The organism is Gordonia sp. NPDC127522 (assembly GCF_042672305.1).
GTDB classification, from domain to species: Bacteria; Actinomycetota; Actinomycetes; order Mycobacteriales; family Mycobacteriaceae; genus Gordonia; species Gordonia hongkongensis.
The window spans coordinates 83,442-105,718 of the sequence record NZ_JBHXVK010000008.1 but is presented as its reverse complement, the minus strand read 5'-3'; the positions used below and the strand labels follow the sequence as shown (position 1 = coordinate 105,718).

24 protein-coding genes and 2 pseudogenes are annotated in these 22,277 nt (G+C 68.9%); 9 read left to right on the top strand and 17 right to left on the bottom strand.

What is annotated here, in order from left to right; translation table 11 throughout:
* Nucleotides 1–60: 60 nt before the first annotated feature.
* Together ACFVHY_RS15030 and ACFVHY_RS15025 are read left to right on the top strand one after the other, a co-directional pair.
* Nucleotides 61–510 carry a hypothetical protein gene (locus ACFVHY_RS15030; RefSeq protein WP_068970830.1) on the top strand — a complete coding sequence of 150 codons (450 nt, stop codon included), beginning with the start codon at nucleotides 61–63 and terminating at the stop codon, nucleotides 508–510.
* A 3-nt stretch (nucleotides 511–513) separates the two neighbouring features.
* Nucleotides 514–1,692, top strand: coding sequence for a zinc-dependent alcohol dehydrogenase (locus tag ACFVHY_RS15025; RefSeq protein ID WP_390273130.1), 1,179 nt, complete (start codon nucleotides 514–516; stop codon nucleotides 1,690–1,692).
* Here the strand turns inward: ACFVHY_RS15025 and ACFVHY_RS15020 are convergent.
* Nucleotides 1,682–2,557, bottom strand: a complete 876-nt coding sequence (locus ACFVHY_RS15020) for an RNA polymerase sigma factor SigF (protein WP_390273127.1) — start codon at nucleotides 2,555–2,557, stop codon at nucleotides 1,682–1,684. The genes ACFVHY_RS15025 and ACFVHY_RS15020 overlap by 11 nt on opposite strands.
* A 439-nt stretch (nucleotides 2,558–2,996) precedes the next feature.
* On the opposite strand from ACFVHY_RS15020, the gene ACFVHY_RS15015 reads away from it, so the two are divergent.
* Nucleotides 2,997–3,443, top strand: a complete 447-nt coding sequence (locus ACFVHY_RS15015) for an STAS domain-containing protein (protein WP_065632496.1) — start codon at nucleotides 2,997–2,999, stop codon at nucleotides 3,441–3,443.
* 7 nt (nucleotides 3,444–3,450) lie between these two features.
* On the opposite strand, the gene ACFVHY_RS15010 is transcribed toward ACFVHY_RS15015, so the two are convergent.
* Nucleotides 3,451–4,134 carry a GAF and ANTAR domain-containing protein gene (locus ACFVHY_RS15010; RefSeq protein ID WP_390273124.1) on the bottom strand — a complete coding sequence of 228 codons (684 nt, stop codon included), beginning with the start codon at nucleotides 4,132–4,134 and terminating at the stop codon, nucleotides 3,451–3,453.
* A 131-nt stretch (nucleotides 4,135–4,265) separates the two neighbouring features.
* Entirely contained in the window at nucleotides 4,266–5,453 is a 1,188-nt protein-coding gene (locus tag ACFVHY_RS15005) for an acyl-CoA dehydrogenase family protein (RefSeq protein WP_390273121.1), read from the bottom strand.
* A gap of 131 nt (nucleotides 5,454–5,584) precedes the next feature.
* Between ACFVHY_RS15005 and ACFVHY_RS15000 the strand changes: the two genes are divergently transcribed.
* Nucleotides 5,585–6,592, top strand: coding sequence for a LacI family DNA-binding transcriptional regulator (locus ACFVHY_RS15000; RefSeq protein WP_390273118.1), 1,008 nt, complete (start codon nucleotides 5,585–5,587; stop codon nucleotides 6,590–6,592).
* A 22-nt stretch (nucleotides 6,593–6,614) separates the two neighbouring features.
* Here ACFVHY_RS15000 and ACFVHY_RS14995 read toward each other — a convergent pair.
* The 4 genes and pseudogenes from ACFVHY_RS14995 to ACFVHY_RS14980 form a co-directional block, all read right to left on the bottom strand.
* Nucleotides 6,615–6,979: pseudogene (locus ACFVHY_RS14995) on the bottom strand (SDR family oxidoreductase); the annotation flags it as partial.
* Nucleotides 6,980–7,018: 39 nt separating this feature from the next.
* Nucleotides 7,019–7,696 (bottom strand): hypothetical protein, encoded by a 678-nt coding sequence (locus ACFVHY_RS14990; protein WP_390273115.1) that lies wholly within the window; start codon nucleotides 7,694–7,696, stop codon nucleotides 7,019–7,021.
* An 85-nt stretch (nucleotides 7,697–7,781) separates the two neighbouring features.
* A complete protein-coding gene (locus ACFVHY_RS14985) occupies nucleotides 7,782–8,093 on the bottom strand; it encodes a DUF2470 domain-containing protein (RefSeq protein WP_390273112.1) in 312 nt (103 codons plus the stop codon).
* Nucleotides 8,086–8,817, bottom strand: a complete 732-nt coding sequence (locus tag ACFVHY_RS14980; protein ID WP_390273109.1) for a tyrosine-protein phosphatase — start codon at nucleotides 8,815–8,817, stop codon at nucleotides 8,086–8,088. The genes ACFVHY_RS14985 and ACFVHY_RS14980 overlap by 8 nt, the downstream gene beginning before the upstream one ends.
* A gap of 88 nt (nucleotides 8,818–8,905) precedes the next feature.
* Here ACFVHY_RS14980 and ACFVHY_RS14975 point away from each other — a divergent pair, with 88 nt between their 5' ends.
* Nucleotides 8,906–9,538, top strand: coding sequence for a flavin reductase family protein (locus ACFVHY_RS14975; RefSeq protein WP_390273107.1), 633 nt, complete (start codon nucleotides 8,906–8,908; stop codon nucleotides 9,536–9,538).
* Between the two features lie 24 nt (nucleotides 9,539–9,562).
* On the opposite strand, the gene ACFVHY_RS14970 is transcribed toward ACFVHY_RS14975, so the two are convergent.
* The 5 genes from ACFVHY_RS14970 to msrB all read right to left on the bottom strand — a co-directional run bounded on the left by ACFVHY_RS14970 (nucleotide 9,563) and on the right by msrB (nucleotide 12,623).
* On the bottom strand, nucleotides 9,563–10,510 hold the full coding sequence (locus ACFVHY_RS14970; RefSeq protein WP_390273104.1) for a PfkB family carbohydrate kinase: 948 nt from the start codon (nucleotides 10,508–10,510) through the stop codon (nucleotides 9,563–9,565).
* On the bottom strand, nucleotides 10,507–11,082 hold the full coding sequence (locus ACFVHY_RS14965; protein ID WP_390273101.1) for a zeta toxin family protein: 576 nt from the start codon (nucleotides 11,080–11,082) through the stop codon (nucleotides 10,507–10,509). The genes ACFVHY_RS14970 and ACFVHY_RS14965 overlap by 4 nt, the downstream gene beginning before the upstream one ends.
* A complete protein-coding gene (locus ACFVHY_RS14960; RefSeq protein ID WP_390273098.1) occupies nucleotides 11,079–11,462 on the bottom strand; it encodes a hypothetical protein in 384 nt (127 codons plus the stop codon). Before ACFVHY_RS14960 ends, ACFVHY_RS14965 begins: the two co-directional genes overlap by 4 nt.
* Before the next feature lie 121 nt (nucleotides 11,463–11,583).
* Nucleotides 11,584–12,132 (bottom strand): peptide-methionine (S)-S-oxide reductase MsrA, encoded by a 549-nt coding sequence (gene msrA, locus ACFVHY_RS14955; protein ID WP_390273095.1) that lies wholly within the window; start codon nucleotides 12,130–12,132, stop codon nucleotides 11,584–11,586.
* A complete protein-coding gene (gene msrB / locus ACFVHY_RS14950) occupies nucleotides 12,129–12,623 on the bottom strand; it encodes a peptide-methionine (R)-S-oxide reductase MsrB (RefSeq protein ID WP_390273092.1) in 495 nt (164 codons plus the stop codon). Before msrB ends, msrA begins: the two co-directional genes overlap by 4 nt.
* Before the next feature lie 137 nt (nucleotides 12,624–12,760).
* Between msrB and ACFVHY_RS14945 the strand changes: the two genes are divergently transcribed.
* A complete protein-coding gene (locus ACFVHY_RS14945; RefSeq protein ID WP_390273089.1) occupies nucleotides 12,761–13,264 on the top strand; it encodes an SRPBCC family protein in 504 nt (167 codons plus the stop codon).
* A 195-nt stretch (nucleotides 13,265–13,459) separates the two neighbouring features.
* Here ACFVHY_RS14945 and ACFVHY_RS14940 read toward each other — a convergent pair whose 3' ends face one another.
* Complete coding sequence (locus tag ACFVHY_RS14940) at nucleotides 13,460–18,946, bottom strand: carboxyl transferase domain-containing protein (protein ID WP_390273245.1); 5,487 nt, start codon at nucleotides 18,944–18,946, stop codon at nucleotides 13,460–13,462.
* Nucleotides 18,947–19,280: 334 nt separating this feature from the next.
* Between ACFVHY_RS14940 and ACFVHY_RS14935 the strand changes: the two genes are divergently transcribed.
* Both ACFVHY_RS14935 and ACFVHY_RS14930 read left to right on the top strand, forming a co-directional pair.
* The gene (locus ACFVHY_RS14935; protein ID WP_390273086.1) at nucleotides 19,281–19,595 is read left to right on the top strand and encodes a winged helix-turn-helix transcriptional regulator; all 315 of its coding nucleotides are present in this window, start codon (nucleotides 19,281–19,283) and stop codon (nucleotides 19,593–19,595) included.
* 44 nt (nucleotides 19,596–19,639) lie between these two features.
* Nucleotides 19,640–19,852, top strand: a complete 213-nt coding sequence (locus tag ACFVHY_RS14930; RefSeq protein WP_390273083.1) for a hypothetical protein — start codon at nucleotides 19,640–19,642, stop codon at nucleotides 19,850–19,852.
* 37 nt (nucleotides 19,853–19,889) lie between these two features.
* On the opposite strand, the gene ACFVHY_RS14925 is transcribed toward ACFVHY_RS14930, so the two are convergent.
* From ACFVHY_RS14925 to ACFVHY_RS14915, 3 genes and pseudogenes are all read right to left on the bottom strand, one after another.
* Nucleotides 19,890–20,066 (bottom strand): trypsin-like serine protease, encoded by a 177-nt coding sequence (locus ACFVHY_RS14925; protein ID WP_390273080.1) that lies wholly within the window; start codon nucleotides 20,064–20,066, stop codon nucleotides 19,890–19,892.
* Nucleotides 20,067–20,171: 105 nt separating this feature from the next.
* Nucleotides 20,172–20,582: a trypsin-like peptidase domain-containing protein gene (locus ACFVHY_RS14920; protein WP_390273076.1), complete on the bottom strand. Its 411-nt coding sequence runs from the start codon at nucleotides 20,580–20,582 to the stop codon at nucleotides 20,172–20,174.
* A gap of 196 nt (nucleotides 20,583–20,778) precedes the next feature.
* Nucleotides 20,779–20,949, bottom strand: a pseudogene (locus ACFVHY_RS14915) (VWA domain-containing protein); the annotation flags it as partial.
* A gap of 431 nt (nucleotides 20,950–21,380) precedes the next feature.
* Between ACFVHY_RS14915 and ACFVHY_RS14910 the strand changes: the two are divergent.
* Nucleotides 21,381–21,554 (top strand): helix-turn-helix domain-containing protein, encoded by a 174-nt coding sequence (locus ACFVHY_RS14910; protein ID WP_390273073.1) that lies wholly within the window; start codon nucleotides 21,381–21,383, stop codon nucleotides 21,552–21,554.
* Nucleotides 21,555–21,787: 233 nt separating this feature from the next.
* Here the strand turns inward: ACFVHY_RS14910 and ACFVHY_RS14905 are convergent, their stop codons facing one another.
* On the bottom strand, nucleotides 21,788–22,003 hold the full coding sequence (locus ACFVHY_RS14905; RefSeq protein ID WP_390273071.1) for a hypothetical protein: 216 nt from the start codon (nucleotides 22,001–22,003) through the stop codon (nucleotides 21,788–21,790).
* Between the last annotated feature and the right edge of the window lie 274 nt (nucleotides 22,004–22,277).

The following is a 22,277-nucleotide window of genomic DNA, read 5'->3' as shown; positions in this document are numbered from 1 at the left end:
GAGGCCGGTGTCGAGCACGCCGGCCACCGAGCCCCGACCAGACAGCGCAGGGAGTGCACCATGCCAGATCTGACACCCGAACGAGAAGTCGCGTCGCGTGAGGCCATCGCCCGGCGCCCGGCACGAAAGTCGCGAGGACTGAAGGCCGTCGGCCTACTCGGCTTCGTCTGCCTCGGACTCATGCTGGTGCTCGCCGGCATCGCCATCGCCGCCGGTGCAAGCGACCGCGATGGGACGGTGTGGCTTGCGGTCGGCGCCGTCGTCTTGGGTCTGCTCGCGATCGGACTGCTGATCGGCAGCCGTGTCCTGCTGCGACGTCGCGCAGCCCGCGACGGCGATCGGGCCCATCAGGACCCGATCCAGCCCGAGACCACCGCCGAGGAAGCCGAACGCTATGAGGAGCGGTTCCACGACTTCCCGGTGGAACACGCCGGAAAGAGTGAACGAGGACGAGACGACCGCCTCGAGGAGATTCGCGACGAGCGTCGAGCCGACAACGGAAAGGCCTAGAGAATGCGTGCAGTCACCTGGCAGGGCAAGCGGAACGTGTCGGTCGAGACCGTGCCCGACCCCAAGATCATCGAGCCCACCGACGCCATCATCAAGGTCACCTCGACCAACATCTGCGGGTCGGACCTCCACCTCTACGAAGTTCTCGGCCCGTTCATGCAGGCCGGCGACATCCTCGGGCACGAGCCGATGGGGATCGTCGAGGAGGTGGGCAGCGACACCGGCGACCTGCGGGTCGGCGACCGGGTGGTCATCCCCTTCCAGATCGCCTGCGGCACATGTCTTTTCTGCCACGACGGACTCATGACGCAGTGTGAGACGACCCGCGTCACCGAACAGGGGACGGGCGCCGCACTGTTCGGCTACTCCCAGCTCTACGGCTCCGTCCCCGGCGGGCAGGCCGAGTACCTGCGCGTGCCGCAGGCCCAGTTCACCCACATCAAGGTGCCGCTGGAGAAGCCCGACTCGCGGTACGTCTATCTCTCCGATGTGTTGCCGACGGCTTGGCAGGCCGTCGCCTACGCCGAGATCCCCCAGGGCGGAACCGTCACGGTGCTGGGCCTCGGCCCCATCGGCGACATGGCTGCCCGCATCGCCACGCACCAGGGAGCGCGGGTCATCGGCGTCGACCGCGTGCCCGAGCGACTCGCGCGGGCGGAGGCCCGCGGCATCGAGACCGTGAACTTCGACGCCGTCGACAACGTCGGCGACGCCATCCGCGACCTGACCGGAGGACTGGGTACCGATTCGGTCATCGACGCTGTCGGCATGGAGGCCCACGGGTCGCCGATCAACAAGGCGCTGCAGAGCGTCGTCGGCCTGCTACCGGACGCCGTCGCCCGCAAGGCGATGTCGGAGGTGGGTACCGATCGGCTGGGCGCGCTCTACTCGGCGATCGACATCGTCAAACGCGGCGGCACGATCTCGCTCTCCGGGGTGTACGGCGGCGCGGCCGACCCGCTGCCGATGCTGACCATGTTCGACAAGCAGATCCGGCTGCACATGGGTCAGGCGAACGTGAAGCGCTGGGTCGACGACATCATGCCGCTGCTGACCGACGACGACCCGTTGGGCGTCGACACCTTCGCCACCCACGAACTACCGCTCAGCGAGGCCCCGCAGGCCTACGAGACCTTCCAGAAGAAGGACGACGGGATGGTCAAGGTCATTCTCAAGCCGTGAACCCGCTTGGCGTGCCGCGGCCCTTCGTCGCGGCACGCTCGCCGTCGCCCTGTGAAGTGCCGCCGCCGCCCTCGTCCCCGGTGTCGTCCTCGTCGACGACGACCTCGGACCGCAGGGTTTCGAGAATCCGCGTCAGCAAGCGCGACACATGCATCTGGGAGATCCCCACCTGACGCGCGATCTCGCTCTGCGACATGGACTTGAAGAACCGTAGGGTGAGGATGGTGCGCTCACGTTCGGTCAGCCGCTCGAGGGCCGGCTGCAGCGTGACGAATTCTTCGACGAGTTCTAGTCGCGCGTCCTCGTCGCCGAGGGTATCGGCCAGCGTCCAGCCGTCGGTCGAGGAACCGGCTTCGGCATCGATCGAGCTCGCCGTGTAGGCCGACCGGGCGACCATGCCCTCGATCACCTCGCTGACGGGCAGCCCGAGGTGCTGGGCGATCTCGCTCGGGCGCGGTGACCGTCCGAGGGACTGCAGCAACTCCTCGCTCGCCTTGGCGATGTTGAGCGACGCCTCCTGGGCTCGGCGTGGCACCCGGATGGACCAGGTGCTGTCCCGGAAGTAACGCTTCACCTCGCCCATCACGGTGGGAACCGCGAAGGCGAGGAAGTTGTTGCCGCGTTCGACGTCGAAGCGGTCGACGGCGTGCATGAGGCCGATCCGCGCCACTTGACGCAGATCGTCGATGGGTTCGCCGCGCTCCGAGAAGCGCCTGGCGACATGGTCTGCCAAAGGTAGGCACCTCGCGATGACGTCCTCCCGCAGCCGGGCACGGCGATCGTCGTCCTTCTCCTCGTGCATCTCCCGAAGAGAAGGAAGGACGTCACTGTAATCGTCGTGATCGCCCCGGTCACCCGACGCCATTCTCACCACCAGACTTCGAAGACAGCTCGAGAATCGATGCGCAGACCTCGTGCCGCATCCAGAACAGGACTGATGTGCGCACGGGTTCGACGCATATCCGAGTCCAGCCAACCACGGTCTCCCGACGACGTCCAGCCGCACCGGTCGTCGGCTGGTCAGGGCGTTGCGTGGCAGGAACAGACCGCAAAGAAGCTGCCGAACTCGGCACAACCTTGTAGGCAATGCCTTGGCAACGTAGGGTAAGAGATGCGGTTCAGGTAGAAGCTGCGTCCTAAGCGTTAGGCGCCCAGGGCCTTCTCGCTTTCCACCCATCACGTCCAATCCCCCTCACCGGGTGATCGTGAACTTGGGGTACTGGCGCCGATTCGGCGCAGCACCAAGGCTTCCGATCCAGAAGTGACGGTCGTGGCCAGACGCACTTGACTGAATTGAGAACATCATGGCTCTCACCTCTTCGACCATCTTCCGTTCGGCGTTCGATCCCACCGCGGAGTCCGCGCCGAAGGCCCATTCCCACCAGTTGGTCTCCCCGAAATCGTATTGCGTGCAAGGCTTCTCCGGCAGCGTCGACCGCGACTCGGCGGCCGACTTCGCCGCCGCTCTCGACCGCGTGATCAGCGGCCCCGTCGACGGCATCGTCCTCGACTTCTCGGGCCTGAACTTCTTCGGGACCGTCGGGTTGGTGCTCCTGCGTTCGTTCATCGACGACGCCGGTCGCCGATTCGTCCCAGTGGTGGTCGTGGGTGGCCGCGCGGTGACCCGCCCCCTCGAACTCTGCGGAATGGCGCCGTATGTCAAGACTTTCGAGTCCATCGAGGACGCGGGACGCGCTCTGACCCAGGATCAGGTCGGGCCGAGCACGATGGAGTTCACCGTCACCGAGTGAACCCTGATCACCGTGTGACGGTGACCTGACGCGCGATGTCGACCAGTTTGGTGTTCGAGTCCTGCGACAGGCGCTTCAGCAGGTCGAAGGCGGCCACCGCGTCGATGTCGAACCGTTCCATCAGCATGCCCTTGGCCTGACCGATGACGTCCCGGTTGGCCAGGGCGCTGTGGAACTGCTTGTCCTTCTTCACCTTGTTCCACGCGAGGGCGGCGTGCGTCGCGAAGACCACGCCGATGTCCTCGGCGTGGAGGTCGAAGGCGAACGGCTCGTCGGCGTAGAGGTTCAGTGCCCCGATCGCCGTGGTGTCGGCGAAGAGCTGGAACGACAGGACGGAACGAATCGGCGTCTCGACGAGCGCGCGGCGGCGGTAGTCGGGCCAGCGCTGCTCATTCTCGAGGTCGTCGACCCGAACGATGCGATCGGCGAGCGCCGCCGAGATGCACGGTCCCTCACCGAGTTCCGCCTGGATGCGGTCGTGTACGTCGGCAACGTCGTGCGTTGACCCGAACGACGCGATCGCTTTTCGGTCGATTGCGACGGTGAGGCCGGCGTACGCGACTCCGGGGATGTCGACCAGCGCGTTCTCGACGATCGTCTTCGCAACCTGCTCGTCGGAGTCGTCGCCGTGGAGTTCACGCGCCAGATCCGCGATCTTGCGGTGAACGTCATCGTCAGCCGGATCGGTCATGGTCGAACCCCTTTCGACGCCCGACGTGAGCGAACGACCACGGACGCGCATTGTTCGGCGTGCTCGTCCAACGTAACCCACTGCGCCACGTTCCGTGGGCGCCGGTGGTTACCGCCAGGCGCCTGACTGCCTCAGCGAAACGCCGCCGACCCGGTGAGTGCGCGCCCGATCGTGAGCTGGTGGACCTCCGAGGTCCCCTCGTAGGTGAGCACCGACTCCAGGTTGTTGGCGTGCCGGATCACCGGATACTCCAGAGTGATGCCGTTCGCGCCCAGGATGGTTCGGCATTCGCGGGCGATCGCGATCGCCTCGCGGGTGCTGTTCAGCTTTCCGGTGCTGACCTGCTCGGGCGTGAGTTCGCCGCGGTCCTTCAGGCGGCCGAGGTGGTAGGCCAGCAGGTGGCCCTTGCCCACCTCGAGCGCCATGTCGGCGATCTTGGTCTGGGTGATCTGGTAGCCGGCCAGCGGCTTGTCGAACACCTCACGGGACTGCGCGTACTCGACGGCCGCCTCGAGGCAGTCGCGGGCGGCGCCCATGGCGCCGAAGATGATGCCGAAGCGCGCCTCGCCGAGAGCGGTCAGCGGCCCGCGCAGACCCTCTGCCTTCGGCAACATCGCCGAGGCGGGAAGGCGCACGTCGTCGAACACGAGCTCGGAGGTGACCGAGGCGCGCAGCGACATCTTCTTGGTGATCTCCGGCGCCGAGAACCCCGGCGTGTCGGTCGGGACGACGAACCCGCGGATGCCGCCGGGGGAGTCGGCGAGGTCGGTCTGCGCCCACACCACCGCGACGTCGGCGATCGACCCGTTGGTGATCCACATCTTCGTTCCGTTGAGCACCCAGTCGTCGCCGTCGCGCTTCGCGTGAGTGCGCATCCCCGACGGGTTGGACCCGAAGTCGGGCTCGGTCAGACCGAAACAGCCGATCGCCTCGCCCGCCGCCATCCGCGGCAGCCACTCGTTCTTCTGCTCCTCCGAACCCCAGTGGTGGATGGAGAACATCGCCAGCGAGCCCTGCACCGAGACCAGGCTGCGGATGCCGGAGTCGACAGCCTCGAGTTCCAGGCACGTCAATCCGTAGGACATCGCGCTCATCCCGGGGCAGCCGTAGCCCTCGAGGTGCATGCCGAGCGCTCCGAGCCCGCCCAGCTCGCGGGCGATGTCGCGGGCCGGCAGCCGGGCCTCCTCGAACCACTCGGCGATGTGCGGACGCAACTTCGAGGCCGCGAAGTCCCGCACGCTGTCGCGGATGGCGATCTCGTCGGCGTCGAGCAACGAGTCCAGGGCGAAGAGCTGGGTCAACGTGCTGGTGCGGGACATGGCGGACCTCCGTCGAGAATGGGACTCGCGGCGGGCGGGGGCCGTCGACGAGAACGTTTGCACGAACGTTTGCATCGCCTAAGGTAGGTGTTCGACGGCCGTCGGGTCAATCAGCAAGAGAGAGGATCAGCGTGGTCAGTGGTCAGCGCGCCCCCACGCTGAAGGAGATCGCCCGGCGTGCCGGCGTCCACGTGTCCACCGCCTCCCGGGTGCTGCGACAGTCCGAGCCCGCCGACGGATGGTCGGCGTCGGCACTGCGGGTGCGGGAGGTCGCCGACCAACTCGGGTACCAGCGCAACGTGTGGGCGGCCAGCCTGCGGACCCGCCGAACCACCACGATCGGGGTCGTGATGACCCGCCTCACCGACGGCGTCGTCGCCACGACCTACCAGGGCATCGAACAGGCCGCCACCCGGGCCGGGTACTCGGTCCTGCTGTCGTCCCCGCCCGACGAGGAGGCCGCTCAGCGACGGGCCATCGAACTCCTCGTCGGCCGGCAGGTCGACGGTCTGCTGCTGAGCGGACTACACCTGCCGGGCCGGGACTTCGTGGAATCCCTGCGGGTCGGCGACCTCCCGATGCTCACGCTCACCCGGCACGCCGACTCCGGACTCCCCTTCGTCGGCGGCGACGACGTGCGCGGCGGACGCATCGCCGCCCGGCACCTCCTGGAACGCGGTCACACCGACCTCGCCGTCATCGGCGGACCCGGCCACGCCACGACGGCCACCGACCGGCTCCGCGGATTCCGCGCCGAGCTGGCTGATGCCGGGATCACGCTGCCCGACGACCGCATCATCGCCTCCGAATTCGAGGTTCACGGCGGGACGGCGGCCGGGCGCGCACTGCTCGATCGTCCAGACCGCCCCCGGGCGATCTTCGCGGTGTCGGACACCGTCGCGATCGGAGTCCTCGGTGTCGCCCGCGACCTCGGACTCCGCATCCCCGATGACCTCGCCCTGATCGGCTACAACGACATCCCGGTGGCCGCCCAACTCCCCGTGCCGCTCACCACCATCCGCTCCCCTGCTCGAGAGATCGGCGAGACCGCGGTACGCGGCCTCCTCGACCTCGCCGCCGGGCGTGACGTCGAATCCCGTCGCCTCCCGGTCGAACTCGTCGTGCGCGGGAGTACGTAGAGGCAGAATGCGGGATCGAGTCTCAGAAGTGCTGTGCGCCAATGTCGATCGAGATCTCCTCTGCAGTGATGAACGTCGCTTCGTCGGGAGGCGAGAAAGGCCACGACGTCCGAGACCTCCCCGGGCTCGGCCGCGAACTCATTGAGGAATGTCATGCCCATACCGGCGAGCCGTGGGTTGGTGCTCGATCCGCTCGACCATCGAACCCGACCCCATCGGTGTGATCACCGCACCGGGATGAACGGTGTTGACCCGGATGTTGTGCAGGCCCAGCTCCGCCGCGGACGCCCGGAACACACCGACCAGCGCTTGGTTGCTCGTCGTGTGGTGAACCATCAGTGGCTGCAGCCTCTTTCCGGCCAGCGAGCTGATCAGGACGATCGACCCCCACCAGCCCTCTGCGCCCGGTCGCTTCTCAGAAGGCCATCAGAGAGCCACGGGTTCGGCACTTCGACGCATGGCCCACGCACGAGCGAACCCGAAAGTGGCCGCGAGCACCATCACGACCACGAGGATCGCGGCAACCCACGTGGAGGTGGTGGTCGTGTACCCGAACCATCCGGCCACTGCCACGCCGGCGCCCGTGGCGAGGACGGCACCGGCCGGGAGTGCGACCGCGGTCGCCAGGACGGTCGCCCGGGTGTGCGCATCTCCGGACAACCGCAGCACACCGAAGATCCCGGCGAGTACCAGCACGTACCCGAACGCACCGCTGGCGGCATAGACGACCAGGACGGGGTACTCGTCATCCGAGTTACCCGCGAACGCGTTGGCCAGCAGTATGATCGCCGGCGCCAATCCGACCAGGACACCCGTCATCCCGGCCGCGATGACCCGGCCGAGGCGCAGTCCGCTCCGGTCCGACAACCGGACACCCGCCGCCCACAGCACCACTGCCGCGAGCACACCCACCATCGCACCGACCGCGGCGGCCGCGATGATCGGTGCTTCCGAGTCGGGCGGGAAGCTCGCCGCATCAGCGGCGCCCCACACCATCCAGATGTCGGGGCCACCGACCGACCCTCGGCGGCCCTGGGACAGTGCGGCGCCCAGCGCGGCAACTGCCGCACCGAACACGCCGAGCCCGACGAGTTGCCTCCACATACGGGTCACTATCGCCGGTACCGCGTCGGGGTCGCTACGGACACGCTGGACGCCCGCGAATGTCAGACGGTCGCGCGCATCCGTCTCACGATGTGCCCGAACGCTCTTGCGCCGCACGGAACATCGCGACGACCGCGGTGCGGACGTCGCCACGGTCGCGGACCGGGCGATCCCAGGCTAGCCGCACCCCGACGACCCCCTCGGGAACCGTGGCGTCGAAGGTCGCTGCGTCGTGGTCGAATCCGGTCATCCGCGCCGCGACCGCATCGGGTCGCCCGCCCAGCACACGGCAGATCAGCAGCGAGTCGTCGGCGTGGTCGTCGTTCATGTGCGCGAGCACGGCTGCCACGACATCCGGGCTGAATTGCGCTGAATCCGCAGTGTTCTCGTCAGTCACGCCCGGCCTCCTCGACCTCGGGACGCACGAACCTCGAGACCCAGCCCCGGAAGTGGTCGACGTCGCCGCCGTGCTCCTCGAACCATCCCCACGCACCTCCGCGCACACCGGTCACGTCCCCGACGACGAGTTCGATGGCCTCACGCGGGGTGCGCAGGATCGGGGCGTCCAGCGTGGTGCCCGCCGGGATCCGCTTGCGGGACCGCAGACGCGCGAACACCCCGGCGATGCCGTCCTCGGTGCGGTGGTAATCGGTCACGACCGCTTCCTCGTCGACGCCCGCGAGCAACAGCGCGATGGCGATGATCACCCCGGTCCGGTCCTTGCCGGCAGCGCAGTGCACCAGCGTCGCGCCCTCGGGGTCGAACTCGTTCAGCGCGGCGGTGAGTCGATGCCCGCCCGTGCGCATCATCGCGGTGTAGATCTCGACGAGCGCGGTGTCGGCGAGGCGGTCGACGCGGGCACCCGAGGACACCGGACGGTGCACGACGCGAACGTTCGGCGGCCAGGTGACGGCCATCCGGCCGAGCTCGGTGGGGTCGCGCAGATCGACGACGGTCGCCGGCGGCCAGGGCAGGCCGACGGGGTCCTCGTCGTCGGGATAGGGGGCGTCGCTGCGGATCAGCACGTTGGCGGCGGTGACGCCGCCGCCCGCGACCCGCATGCCGCCCAGGTCCCGAAGGTTGGCGAAGGTCCGCAGGTCAGAGGCGGAGGAGAGGGTCACGGCGGTCCCGATCGTCGATGTGCGCGGTGGTCGGTCGCACCTACCTTACGCACGCGAACGGGCGGCGGGCTGACGTACCGTGGCGATGGTGACGACCTACCACTCCTACGAGCCGTCGCAGGGCCACCGGCTCTCCCACGACCCGGTGAATGCCATCGTCGCGCCGCGGCCGATCGACTGGATCTCGACGGTGTCCGACGACGGCGTCGGCAACCTCGCGCCCTACAGCTTCTTCAACCTCTTCAACTACACGCCGCCGGTCGTCGGTTTCGCCAGCGTCGGATACAAGGACACCGTCGCCAACTCGATCGGGTCCGGCGAGTTCGTCTGGAATCTCGCGACCGACGGCCTCGGCGAGCAGATGAACGCCACCTCGGCTGCGGTGCCCGCCGGCGAGGACGAATTCGACGTCGCCGGCCTGACGCGCCTGGCCTCTGATCTCGTGGCCCCGCCACGGGTCGGCGAGAGTCCGGTGAATTTCGAGTGCCGAACCACCCAGTCCTTCCCATTACGCACAGCTGCAGGCGACCTCGTCGACACCTGGATGGTGCTGGGCGAGGTGGTCAAGATCCACATCGCCACCCATCTGTTGCGCGACGACCAGACGTACGACACGGCCGGCGCCCGGCCGCTGCTGCGTGCGGGCGGGCAGGGCGACTACTTCCTGCCGAGCGACGACCACCATCGGTTCATGAAACGGCCGAAACCGGCGAGCCGTTAGCGGTCCCCTCCCGGCCGGTTCCGCTCACATCGCGCGGCGGATCTCGTCGTCGCTCGGCATCCCGGTCCGGGCACCGACCGCGGCGACGGACAGCGACGCCGCCGCGGCCCCACGTCTCGCCGCGTCGACGACCGTCGAGCCGGCGGCGAGCGCGGCCGCGAACACGCCGTTGAAGGTGTCACCCGCACCGGTCGTGTCGACGACCCGCCCGACCCGACCGGCGGGGAGCGAGATCACCTCGGACGCGGGGTCGGCGATCAGTACGCCGTCGGCACCGAGGGTCGCGAGAACCGGTGCGCCCGTTCGGGATGCGACCGCCGTCGCCTGTTCGGCCGCCGATACCTCCGGCGCGGCCACACCCTCGGAGACGAGTCCGTACAGATCCCGCAGTTCAGAGGAGTTGGGTGTCAGCATCGGCGCCGACGTCATCAAGTCGACGGTCGACGGCAACACCGGGGCGGGGTTGACGACGCATCGGATACCCCGGGCCGCGGCCGCCGTGACCGCCGCGGCGACGGCGTCGGCCGGGATCTCGGAGCTGACGAGGACACAGCCGGCCCAGCCCGCCGCGCGGCCGACCGCGGCACGGACCTCGTCGGCACCGAGGACGGCATTCGCGCCTGCCCCGACCGCGATCTGGTTCTCCCCGTGCGGATCGACGACGATGAGCGCCATCCCGGTGGCGACGCCGTCGAGCACGTCCACGTCGGTCACGTCGACACCGGACTCCCGCAGTTCGGTGAGTGCGCTCGCGCCCACGTCGTCGGAACCCACAGCGCCGCAGTACCGCACCTCGGCACCCGCACGCGCCGCGGCGACGGCGGCGTTCGCGCCCTTGCCGCCGCCGTGACGAGTCACGGTCGGACCGACGACCGTCTCACCGGGCCCCGGCAGACGGTCGGTCGCCACCACGAGGTCGACGTTGACGGCGCCGACGACGAGAAGCCGGCCAGCTCGATCGAGGGAAGTCATCGTGCCTCCGAATCCGTCAGCGCACCCGGCGTCCAGTCCGGCCAGTCGGGTACGCCGGCGACCAGACCGTCGACATACCGCGCGACGATGCGCATGGCCGGTCGCTCGTTGGCGTACACGGTTGCCAGGTCACTCCGCGCGATGGCCGTCCGGACGAGCGGCCACAGGCGTCGGAACCGCTCGCGGATCTTGGCCTCCGGGACGGCGTGCCCGCCACTGTCGACGCGCAACCGGACGCGATGGACCGCGAGAGCCTCGGGGATCATCACGACGTGCAGCGCGACTCGGTATCCGGCGGTATGCGCACGTTCGATGAGCTCCAGTTTCGAGGGGTGCGAGAAGACCGTCTCGGCGATGAACGAGGTGCCGCGCTCGACGAGAGTGTCGCGGGTCGCCGCCGCCAACCGGGCGGCGTCGTAGGAATGGGCTTCCGCGGAGTCGGGCCACCGCTGCCGGGCGATCAGGTCGGCGTTGACGAAGGGCCCATGCAGCAGGGGTTGCAGATGACGCTCGACCAGCGTCGACTTACCCGCGCCGTTGCATCCGACGACCAGATCGAGCCGCGGAGTCACTGCCCGAGGATGACGCTCGTCCCGTCGGGGCGGTGTTCGACGAGCCGTCCGGCGTCATCGACGACCACCGAGGACAACCCTGCCGAGGCACGACGAACCACGTGGTCGTCGGTGGCGAGCCGCGCTTCGAGGTGCGCGTCGATCTCGGCGTCGTAGACGACGGCTTCCTCTGCGGTCAGCACCTCTCCCGGCAGTTCACCCGCCAGCGCGGCCTCGACCCGCTGACGCGACGAGGTGGTGCGCTGCGAGACGCTGCGGCCGAGGCGCGCCCAGTGTTCGAGTTGCTGCCGCGCCGACCGCTGCTCTCGCGCACCCTCTCGGGCTGCATCGGTCACCAACGCGGCAGACAGCCGGGTCACCTTGTCCGTACCGGTGCTCATCGCAGACCTCCCACGTGTGTAGCAGAGTGCTACATCGCCTCAGCATACGCCGGCGAACCCGCCGACGGTCGTTGTCGCACGACCGTCGACGGGCCGCGGCACTGTCAGCCGGCCTCGCGCGTCACCGCGTGGACGCCGCGTCCCGCTTCGGCAGCACCCATCCCGGTCGCGGGAAGTGGCAGGTGTACCCGTTCGGGAAATTGAGCAGGTAGTCCTGATGTTCGGGCTCGGCCTGCCAGAACGGACCCAGCTCCTCGATCGTCGTCACCGCCTTGCCGGGCCACAGCCCCGATGCATCGACGTCGGCGATGGTGTCCCGGGCGATCTGCTCCTGCTCCGGCGTCACCGGGAAGATCGCCGAGCGGTAGCTCGTGCCGACATCGTTCCCCTGCCGGTTGCGCGTCGTCGGGTCGTGGATCTGGAAGAAGAACGCCAGGATGTCGCGATACGACGTCTGGGTCGGGTCGAACACGATCTCGACGGCCTCCGCGTGACCGGGGTGGTTGCGATAGGTGGCGTGGTCGTTCTGTCCGCCCGTGTAGCCGACCCGGGTGTCCAGGACGCCGGGCTGCTTGCGGATCAGGTCTTCCATTCCCCAGAAGCACCCGCCCGCGAGGACCGCGGTCTCGGTGCCGGGACGGACGGTGATCTGGCCGGTGTCGGTCGTCATGCGTTCTCCTCCTGGGTGTCGGTGGTGTGGGAATCCGGGGTGTGCGTGCCGCCGAACAGGCCGGCGTACTCGCCGTACCCGTCCGCCTCGAGTTCGCCGACCGGGATGAACCGCAACGAGGCGGAGTTCATGCAGTAGCGCTGTCCGCCGGCCTCGCGCGGCCCGTCGTCGAAGACGTGCCCGAGGTGACTGTCGGCGCCGGACGAGCGCACCTCGGTGCGTCGCATCCACAGGGTGCGGTCGGTCTTGGTGGCGACCGCGTCGGGCTCGATCGGCTTGGTGAAGCTGGGCCAGCCGGTGCCGCTGTCGTATTTGTCGGTCGACGAGAACAGCGGCTGCCCGGACACGACGTCGACGTAGAGGCCGGGTTCGTGGTTGTCCCAGTACTCGTTGTCGAAGGCACGCTCGGTCCCGTCACGCTGGGTGACGCGGTATTGGATGTCGGTGAGGCGGCTCAACGCCTCGGGGGTCTTGCGGTAGGTGTTGCTCACGTTTCCTCCTGCTGACGCTCCCCCGGCTCCGTCGAGCGACGGCGCTCGGAAGGCGTCACCGTGCACAACAACACGATGCCCCGATTTGGTCCCGACTGTTCCTAGGATGGTCCGTACGCGACCGCGGGAAGGGACCCATGACGACCAGCGACACCGAACGCAGTGCTCGATTCACCCGCTCCGAGTCCATCCGCATCGACGCCACGCCGCAGCAGGTCTGGGACGTGGTGACCGACATCGCGCGCACCGGCGAGTGGAGTCCGATCTGCAAGGCCTGCTGGTGGGAGGAGCCGGCGACCGGACCCGAGGCCGGCGCCCACTTCCACGGCCGCAACGAAACCCCCGAACGCGTGTGGGAGACCCGCTCGCTGGTCGTCGTCGCGGATGAACCCCGGGAGTTCGCCTGGATGGTGAACGAGAACGCCGTCCGCTGGTCGTACACGATCGCCCCCAACGGCGACGGCGCGACGCTGACCGAGTCCTGGGCGGTCCAACCGGCCGGCTTCGAGCTGTTCGCTCAGCGATACGGCGACGACGCCGACACCCAGCTCGATCAGCGCCGCGATGCCGCGTTGTCGGGGATCCCGGTCACCCTCGCCGCGATCAAGGAGATCGTCGAGCGCGGCGTCTCTGCTCCCTGATCCGAAAGAACGACCTGCCCCCCCGCTCCCTGAGGAGCGCCCGGAGCTTGCGGAGGGCGCGTCACGAAGGGTCTTCCCGAGGCGAGTTGCGAAGACCCTTCGTGACGGCCTCCGCAAGCTCCGGCCTCCTCAGGGAGCAGTAGTTGGGCTCGCTCCTAGCACAAACAGGCTCTTTCGGATCAAGGCGCGCGGGCGCTACGAGCTGGCCACCTGCGAGTCCTGCCGACCCCACGCCGGCGACTTCTCGATCGCGCCGATGATCTGGGGCCGGAGCTCGTCGGCCTGGATGACCGCGTCGACCGAACCGACCTCGACGGCGCGGCGGATGCTGTGCACCGCGTCGAACTCCGCGGCGATCTCGCTGATCTTCTCCGCGCGCACCGACTGACGCAGGTCGGCCAGTTCGGCGTTGAGCCGTGAACGGTCCGGGCCGGTGGCCTGTGCGGTCTCCGCCTCCAGTTCACGCACCCGTGCGTCGGCACTCACCCGTTTGGCCACGTCGCCGGCGAAGACCACCGCTGCCGCGGGGGCACCGCCGAGCACCGACGCGAACGAGCCGTCGATCGCGAGCACGGTCATGTTGGGATTCAGGGCCTTCGAGAACACCACGAATGCACCACCGTGGTAGCGCGAGATCACGCAGAACACGATGGGGCCCTCGAAGTTCACGATGGCCCGGCCGATCTCCGCGCCGTACTCCAGCTGCAGCTTGCGCAACGACTCCGGTGACCCGTCGAACCCGGACAGGTTCGCCAGCACCACGAGCGGCCGGTTGCCGCTGGCCACGTTGATCGCCCGCGCCGCCTTCTTCGACGACTGCGGGAACAGCGTGCCGGCCGTGTAGGTGTCCGGACCGTCCGTGGGGGTGTAACCCCGGCGCGGCACCTCCCGGGATTCGATACCCAACAGGCACACCGGGATTCCGCCCATGTGGACATCGCACACGACCGCGGTCTCCGCGTCGGCCATCCCCGCCCAGCGCTCCAGGACCGGGTGGTCCTGGTCGGCGACGGCGCGGATCACCGTGCGGATGTCGAACGGCTTCTTGCGATCCGGGTTGGTGGCCGCCGAGAAGATCTGCCCGACCGTGGTGAAGTCGCTGCCCGCCAGGACGTGCGGGTAGTCGGAGATGTCGCGGTCCACCGGGTCGCTCGTGATCGCGCGACGCGGGGTCTGCTCGCCCGGCATCACGTAGGTGTGCTCGTAGTGGGCCATCAGGAGATCGCGTGCCGCACCGAGATTCGGCGCCCAGTACTGCGCCTGGCCGTTGGGGCCCATGACGCGGTCGTAACCGCCGATGCCGAAGTTGTCCTCCGCCGACACACCGCCGGAGAAGTCCAGCGACTGCTTGCCGGTGAGCACCATCGCCGACTCCGGTGTCATCACGAGGATGCCCTTGGTGTGCATGAGCATCGTCGCCTCGGCGTTCCAGTACGGTTGCCCGCCCACGTTGATACCGGCCACGACGATGTTGATCTCACCACCGTCCTGCGTGAACTCGACGATCCGCTTCAGCGCTCGGGCGATCCAGTCCATGTTCTCCGTACCGGAATCCATGGAGATCCGTGCACCCGACGAGAGTGCGTACCACTCGAGCGGGACCTGCATCTGCTCGGCGAGGTCGAGCGCCGCCACCAGCCGACTGCACTCCGGTTCCGCCAGCGCGCCCAGCGATTTCGTCGGGTCGCCGAGCAGGACCACGCGGGTGACGCCGCGCGGGTACTTCTCGGTCGGCGTGGTGACCACACCGGCGACGAGTGCGGCCGAATTGCGCCCCTTGGGGCGGTCGACCGGCACCAGACGCTGCTCGGCGTCGAGGTCGTACTCGGTGAAATCGCCCAGGATGGCGGCCAATTCGTACGGGTAGACGGTGTTGCGCTTGGCTGCCCGCAGCACCTTCTGGCGGTACTCGTCGACCGGTTCGATCGGCTCGTCGGTCGGGTCGACGACCCGGACGTCGAACCCGCCGGTGGGGTTGACCGAGAAGTGCACCGAGACCTTGCTCAGCTCACCGGTGTCGCGGTCACGACGACGTGCGATGAGCTGGACCTCTTCGAGCCCGACGCCCTGCGTCGTGCCGCTGATGTGATCGGCGATCAGATCCAGGATGTCGGCGTCGGCGTCGATCGGCGGCCACACGTACATGATGATCCGGTTGGCGCTCGACAGATTTGTGGAGCCGCGCTGCGCACGCCGGATGGAGTCGACGCATGACGCCAGGGCGGCTTCGGCGGTCGGCAGCGTCAGCAACCGGCCGTCCTGGTCGCGCAGTGCGGTAAGGTCTCGGACCTGCGCGAAGGCGACGAGACGGCGGTCCGACGCGTTCTCCCGTGCGACACAACGGAAGAGGTAGACCTCTTCGTCGTCCGACGACGGCAGTCTGGTGAGGTCGAACTTGCGGAGCCGTTCCATCTGCATGCGCTGCGCGATGTAGGGGTGCAGTCCGCGGATCAGGCGTTCCTCGGCCATACCCGTCGCCGACGGCCGGAAGGTCACGTGGTGATGCATCCGCGCATCGGCACTGCCGGCGACCGTGATGGTGACGCGGTGCACCTGCGGCGGAAGCGAACTGGTGGCGACGATGTCGTGCAGCGTCCCGGCGAGGACGTCGAAGTCCTCGGGCTGCTGCTCCCAGGCGAGATAGATGTCCGCGTCGACGGCGGCGGTGTCGCGCGCGAGCTCGGCGAGTCCGCCGATGGCGGCGGGCAGCGCATCGAAACCGACTGCGGCCGAAGCGATGTTGCCCGCGTCGCGCTCGGCGACCACAAATGTCGCGCCGCCGACCTCGCGGATACGGATGTCGGACAGACCCCGGTTGCCGTAGTAACGCCGGGTCAGCACCTCGAGCATGACGGTGTTGTCCGCGTGCCGCTCGATGCGCTGACCGAGAAGCCGGACGAGCGGTTCGGTGCTGCGCACCATGTCGTCGATGCGGCTCGTACGGTCGGCGGCGTCGGGATTCTCGTCGAGGTATTTCAGCTGCTTGCGTACGTTGCTGTAGACGCGCGCGCGGTCGCGCAGCAGCAGCGGCTGGCCGTACCAGGCGTAGATGACGCCGCGGGCGAGGTCGGCGACGGCCGGGAAGCGGACCTGGGTGGCGGCGACGAGGCGGTCGAGGGCGGTGCCCACCGCGTCGCGCAGCTCGTCGCGCGGGGTCGGCTCGTCGAGCCATTCCAACAGCAGCGAGCTGATCACCGCGGCCGAGTCGTTCGGGTTCTGCAGCGCGAGGAAGATCCGGAACACCGCGGCCTCGAGCTCCGGGGTGCGCTCGAGGTCGGTCACGCCGTAGTGGCTGAGCGCGCGGCTCAGCTGGTCGTGGAACGCCGCGGGCAGCCCGTCGCGTTCGACGTCGAGACTCTGCAGGTAGGTGTGGAAGTTCTCGCGCGCGCTGTGCACGTGCTCGACACCGACCTCATGACTCGACGGCCGGTTCTGGCTCAGCTCGGCCAGGTCGGCGAACACCGTCACCAGTTCGAGCTCGTCGGCCAGCGGACGACGGCCGCTGTCGAACGCGGCGCGCCGGACGGCGAGGTACTCGTCGAGCAGGCGCATCCGGTGGTTCGGGTCGACGTCGAAGCCGAGCAACTGGCTGCGGAGGTCTTCCTGACTGCGGGTGGTGCGTTCGGTGGGATCGACCTCGAGCTCGGCAGGCAGCTCCAGGTCGACGGCGTCGACGGCCACCTCCTCGACGGCGTCGTCCTCGTCGTCGGCGAGCGGTTCGAGGCGCATCAGGGTCGCGCCCGTCTCCACCTGGGTGCCGACCGACACCGCGCACTCCTTGACGCGCGACCGCACCGGCGCGCGCAGGACGGTCTCCATCTTCATGCTCTCCAGCACGAGGATGGGGGCGCCCGCGTCGACCTCGTCGCCGGCCTGTAGCGGCGTCGCGACGACGAGCGCCGGCGCGGGCGAGCGCACCACGCCGCCCTCGTCACGGCTGACGCGGTGGGTCACGCCGTCCACGTCGACGAGGTGGATCGGCCCGTGGGTGTCGGTGAGCAGGCGGTAGCGCACCCGGTTGACCACGAGCTGCGCGGCGTGCTCGTCGAAGCGTTCGAGGTCGACATCGGCGGTGCGGATCTCGCCCGGCGCCTCGATGGTCACGCGGAAACGATGCGCGCCGATCGCCCCGACCCCAACGCGATACGCGACGCCGCGCAGCTTCAGGTCGAGCGGACGTCCGCTGTCGTGCTGCACCTGCGGGCGACCGCCCGAGGCCGTCGACATCAGCCGCTGCCGCTCGACGCGTTCTTCTTCCTCGTAGGCGTCGATGGCGGCGGCGATCAGCGCGATCGCCGAGTGCCGGTTGGCGACGAGGCCGCCCTCGGCGCGCACACGGTCGATCCAGCCGGTGTCCGCACTGCCGTCGATGACCTGCGGCTGCGCGAGCAGCTCCAGCACGAAGCTCTTGTTGGTCGCGCCGCCGGCGATGATCACGCGGGTCTCGCGCATGGCCCGTCGAAGGCGGCCGAGTGCCTCGTCGCGGTTGCGTCCGTAGGCGATGATCTTGGCGATCATCGAGTCGAAATCGGCGGGGATGGTGTCACCCTCGCTGACGCCGGTGTCGACGCGGATGCCGGGTCCGGCGGGCAGCTCGAGCAGGTCGATCCGGCCGGGCGCGGGGGCGAAGTCGCGGTCGGGGTCCTCGGCGTTCAGACGGGCTTCGATGGCATGCCCGCGCTCGACCGGGGGCTCGCCCTCGAGCCGGCCACCCGACGCCACGTGCAGCTGTCCACGGACCAGGTCGAAGCCGGTCGTCGCCTCGGTGATGGGGTGTTCCACCTGCAGACGGGTGTTGACCTCGAGGAACGCGAGCAGGTTCTCGCCCGGGTGGTAGAGGAACTCGACGGTGGCCGCGCCCCGGTAACCCACGGCGACGGCGAGCCGCTCCGCCGACGCCTTGAGTTCGGCGACCCGGTCGGCGGGCAGGACCGGCGACGCGGATTCCTCGATGATCTTCTGATTCCGTCGCTGGACCGAGCAGTCGCGGACGCCCAGCGCCCACGCGGTGCCCTGGCCGTCGGCGATGACCTGGACCTCCACGTGGCGCGCGCCGGTGACGAGTCGTTCCAGGAACACCACGCCACTGCCGAAGGCGCGCTCGGCCTCCTCGCGCGTGCGGGTGTAGGCGTCACGGAGATCGGCGTCGCTGGCGACCTTGCGGATCCCGCGGCCACCACCGCCGGCGGTCGCCTTCAGCATCAGCGGGTAGCCGATCTGGGCGGCCGCGGCCACGGCCTCGTCGAGGGTGTCCACACCACCGCGGCTCCACGCCGCAACGGGCACGCCCACCTCTTCGGCGATCAGCTTCGCGCCGATCTTGTCGCCCAGCTTGCGCATCGCCTCGGCCGACGGCCCGACGAAGGTGACGCCGATCCGGTCGCAGAGTTCGGCGAACAGCGGGTCCTCGGCCACGAAGCCCCAGCCGACCCATGCCGCGTCGGCACCGGTCTCCAGCAGTGCGTGTTCGAGCACCTTCATGTTCAGGTACGGACGGGACGCCGCGGGCCCGAGGTCGTAGGCGACGTCCGCCTCACGCACGAACGAGGCATTGCGGTCCACGTCGGTGTGCAGCGCGATGACCTCGATGGGTTGCCCGGTCTCCTCCGACAGTCCCCGAACGGCGTGGATGAGCCGCATCGCGGCCTCACCTCGGTTCACGATGGCGATACGAGAAAACAACACCGGCTCCATTCACGTCGTCGTCGTGCGGTTGAAGGTCCGCAGGTACGGTACAGCGCAGCGGCCCAGCTCAGTGGCGATCCGGGACGTGCGGGGTGGTTCGACGCTGTGATTCTTACGAGTCAAATCGCTACGCGCGAGTACGGCGCGTCGCCGAGGGCGTGGAATCGTGCGATCGGGACATCGAGGAGCGACAAGCCCGACTTCCGCACGACACTTGACGTCCGCAAGTGAGCTTGTAAAAGTCAAATGGCTCAATGAGGTCATGTGCGCACCTACGGCCAGTTCTGCGGACTCGCTCGCTCACTCGAAATAGTCGGCGACCGTTGGAATCTTGCTCATCGTCCGCCAGCTGCTCATCGCACCCAGCCGGTACCGCGATCTCGCCGATGGTCTTCCTGGCGTCGCCACGAACAAGCTCGCCGACCGGCTCCGCGCACTGGAGTCCACCGGCGTGATCGAGCGCCGTCCGGTCACCGGCGACAACGCCGTCGAATACTCGCTCACATCCTGGGGATCCGAGCGGCGCGAGCCCATCGCCAGCCTGATCCGCTGGTCCACTCCCCTCATGATCCGAGGGCCCCGGCGACGATGCCTTCCGACCCGAGGGGTTGTCTCGTTATCCCCGCTCTGCTGCATGCTCGGCTAGCGCACCGGCCGACTGCCGCAATCGGCCTCGACGTCGGCGGCCCGATGTTCCAACTGCGAGCCACTCCACAGCACTTCCTGGTCGAACATCGCGACGGGCGGGCCCTCGACGCAGTCGTAAGCGCCGAGCCCGCGTTCATCCTCGGAGTCGCGGCCGGTGCACTCAGCCTCGTCGACGCCACCGCCGCCGGGCTACTGCAGATCGACGGCGACGAAGCCGCAGTACACCAGTTCTTCTCCACGACAAGCCACGAGTAGACGGCCGGTCTCGCGGTCTTGCACAGTGCGCGACCGGTCAGTTGTCCCGGACGATGCGCCGCGCCTCGGCGGTGGCGACGTCGATGAGTACCGCGAAACCGATGCCGATGTATCCCGACTCCCGACCGCCGACGGTGGCGATCGCGGTGTTCATCCCGACCACCTCGCCGTCCAGGTTGGCCAGCGGCCCACCGGAGTTGCCGGGGTTGATCAATGCTCGGTCTGCAGCATCCGGCGCTCCACGCTGCCGGGCGGTCCGATCCGTGCATTGCGGTCGGCGGAGCTGATGATGCCCGCGGTCACCGTGCTCGAGAGCCCCCTAGGCGCTCCGATCGCGATGACCGGCTGACCGGGCCGCAGGGAGGAACTGAGGCCGAACGTTGCCGCCGGCGGACTCTGCCCGTCGATACGCACCCACCCCGACGTCGGTCGGACGATCGACGCCGACGACACGCGCGGGCATGGTCCGCCCGTCCGAGGTCGCCACGGCCACGGGCCCGCCACCGTCCACCATGTGCGCGTTGCTGAGGGTGTGGCCGTCGTCGTCGAGGGCGAACCCGGAACCGCGGGACGGACCGTACCGGATCTGCACGACGCTCGGCAACAGGTCGTCCGCGGCCTGCTGTGCGTCGAGGGTTCCCGCCGATCTCTCCGCGCCGGCGAACAGCGCACCGCTGGAACCCACCTGTCCGGCCACCAGCCCAGCGCCGGCGCCGGCGACGCTCCCCACGAGCAGACACGCAACGAGCAAAGCGGCCGCCCGGCTCCGCGGCTCGCGAGCGGGTTGCTCCGGCGGGGACGGCGGGTCGGACCCGAAGTCGCGTTCGCCGCTCGGCAGGGTCTTGCCGGACGACGGTGCGCACCTGGTCGAGCGAGGTCAGCACACCCTCGCCGATGGCGGTTTGCGGGCCTGTCGTCACCGAGGACAGACTGCGTTGTGCCGCTTCGTGATCGGTCTCGGGGGGATGGACGACGACGGTGGTGCCGGCGAAGGTGACCACCCCGATGTTGAAGGTGTCGGGAAGCTCGCCGATGAAAGCGCGCGCCGCGTCGAGCGCGGCGGTCAACCTGTCCGGGCTCACGTCCTGGGCGTGCATCGAGTCCGAGGTGTCGATCGCGACCATGATGGTGGCCCGTTCGTACGGCACGCGGATCGGGACCTCGGGCCGGGCGACCGCCAGGCCGGTCAGCGCGAGCGCGACGAGCAGGAGCAGCGCCGGCAGGTGCCGGCGCCAGCGGGGCCGTTCGGGGATGACGCTGTCGAGCAACGGCAGGGACGCGAATCGCACCGCATACCGCTGCCGCCGACGCACCATGACGCCGTAGGGGAGTGCCAGCGCGAATCCCGGCAGCGGGACGAGCAGCCCGAGCGGGAACAGAAACGTCATCGCTGCCGACCCCGCTGACCGCGAGGTGGTCCGAGTCGGTCGCCGCGATCGCGTCATGCACCGCGGCGTGGCGGCGCGCGGCCGCCTCGGCATACCGCGCACGCACCGCTCGGTCGGAGGTCCAGACCTGGTGCTGGCACGTGTGGGACGAACACGCCGATCCGTTCACCCAGACGGTCCGCGTGACGGTGGGGACGTTGCGTCGCAAGCTGACCGTCGGCGACGAGGAACAGCTGTTGCACACCGCGATCGGCCGCGGATACCGGCTGCGCACGGTCGCCGGCGCGCACCCATCGTCGGCCCAGACCTCCTGAGCACATGTCCCGCTTCAGTTGCCGTGTTCCCCGGGTGCTTCGGACGATTCGAACACGGTTGGCGCTCATCACGTCGCTCTGGCTGTTCGGCATCTCCGGCCCGATCCTGCTGGCGCTGTATCTGGCCTTGTCACGGAGCACCGACGCGCGGACCGTACGGAGGTCGCGCGGTCACACCGGCCGCCACCGACCCGGTGCCCCGAGACTGACGTCGTCGTCGGTGGGTGATGGCGTCAGACGCCTGGAGCCTGCGAGTACTCGTCATCGGCGACCGGTTGCAGCCATTGCACGACCACGTGGTCGTCGTCGCCCTCGTTTATCGCGAGGTGGACCGTCAGTCGCGTGGGGGCGGCACACTGCCAGTGCTGGGCGCCCATCGGCTCGGCGTGCACACACCGGGACTGGTAGCCGGCGCAGCAGATCGCGCAGGTTGCTCTGAGTTGCCACACCCAACGAGAGAACGCTCGCACAGGGAAGGGCCGGGGGAGCTCGCCACAGCATCACACCCCTCCCTTCCCCTGCTGCCTGTCCGTGGCGGGGTAGCCGAGTAGGCGCTCACCTGCCCTCCACGGTGGCAGATCCGGGCGTGTCCCCGGACTGGCTTCGTGGCGCCCAACGCCGTCAAGAACACCGACGGCAGTCATTCATATGTGGAGTGTGAGGGCACGATCGATCCAGTGCGGTCCATCCTCGAACGTTACCGACGGCTTCGCCGACGCGCAC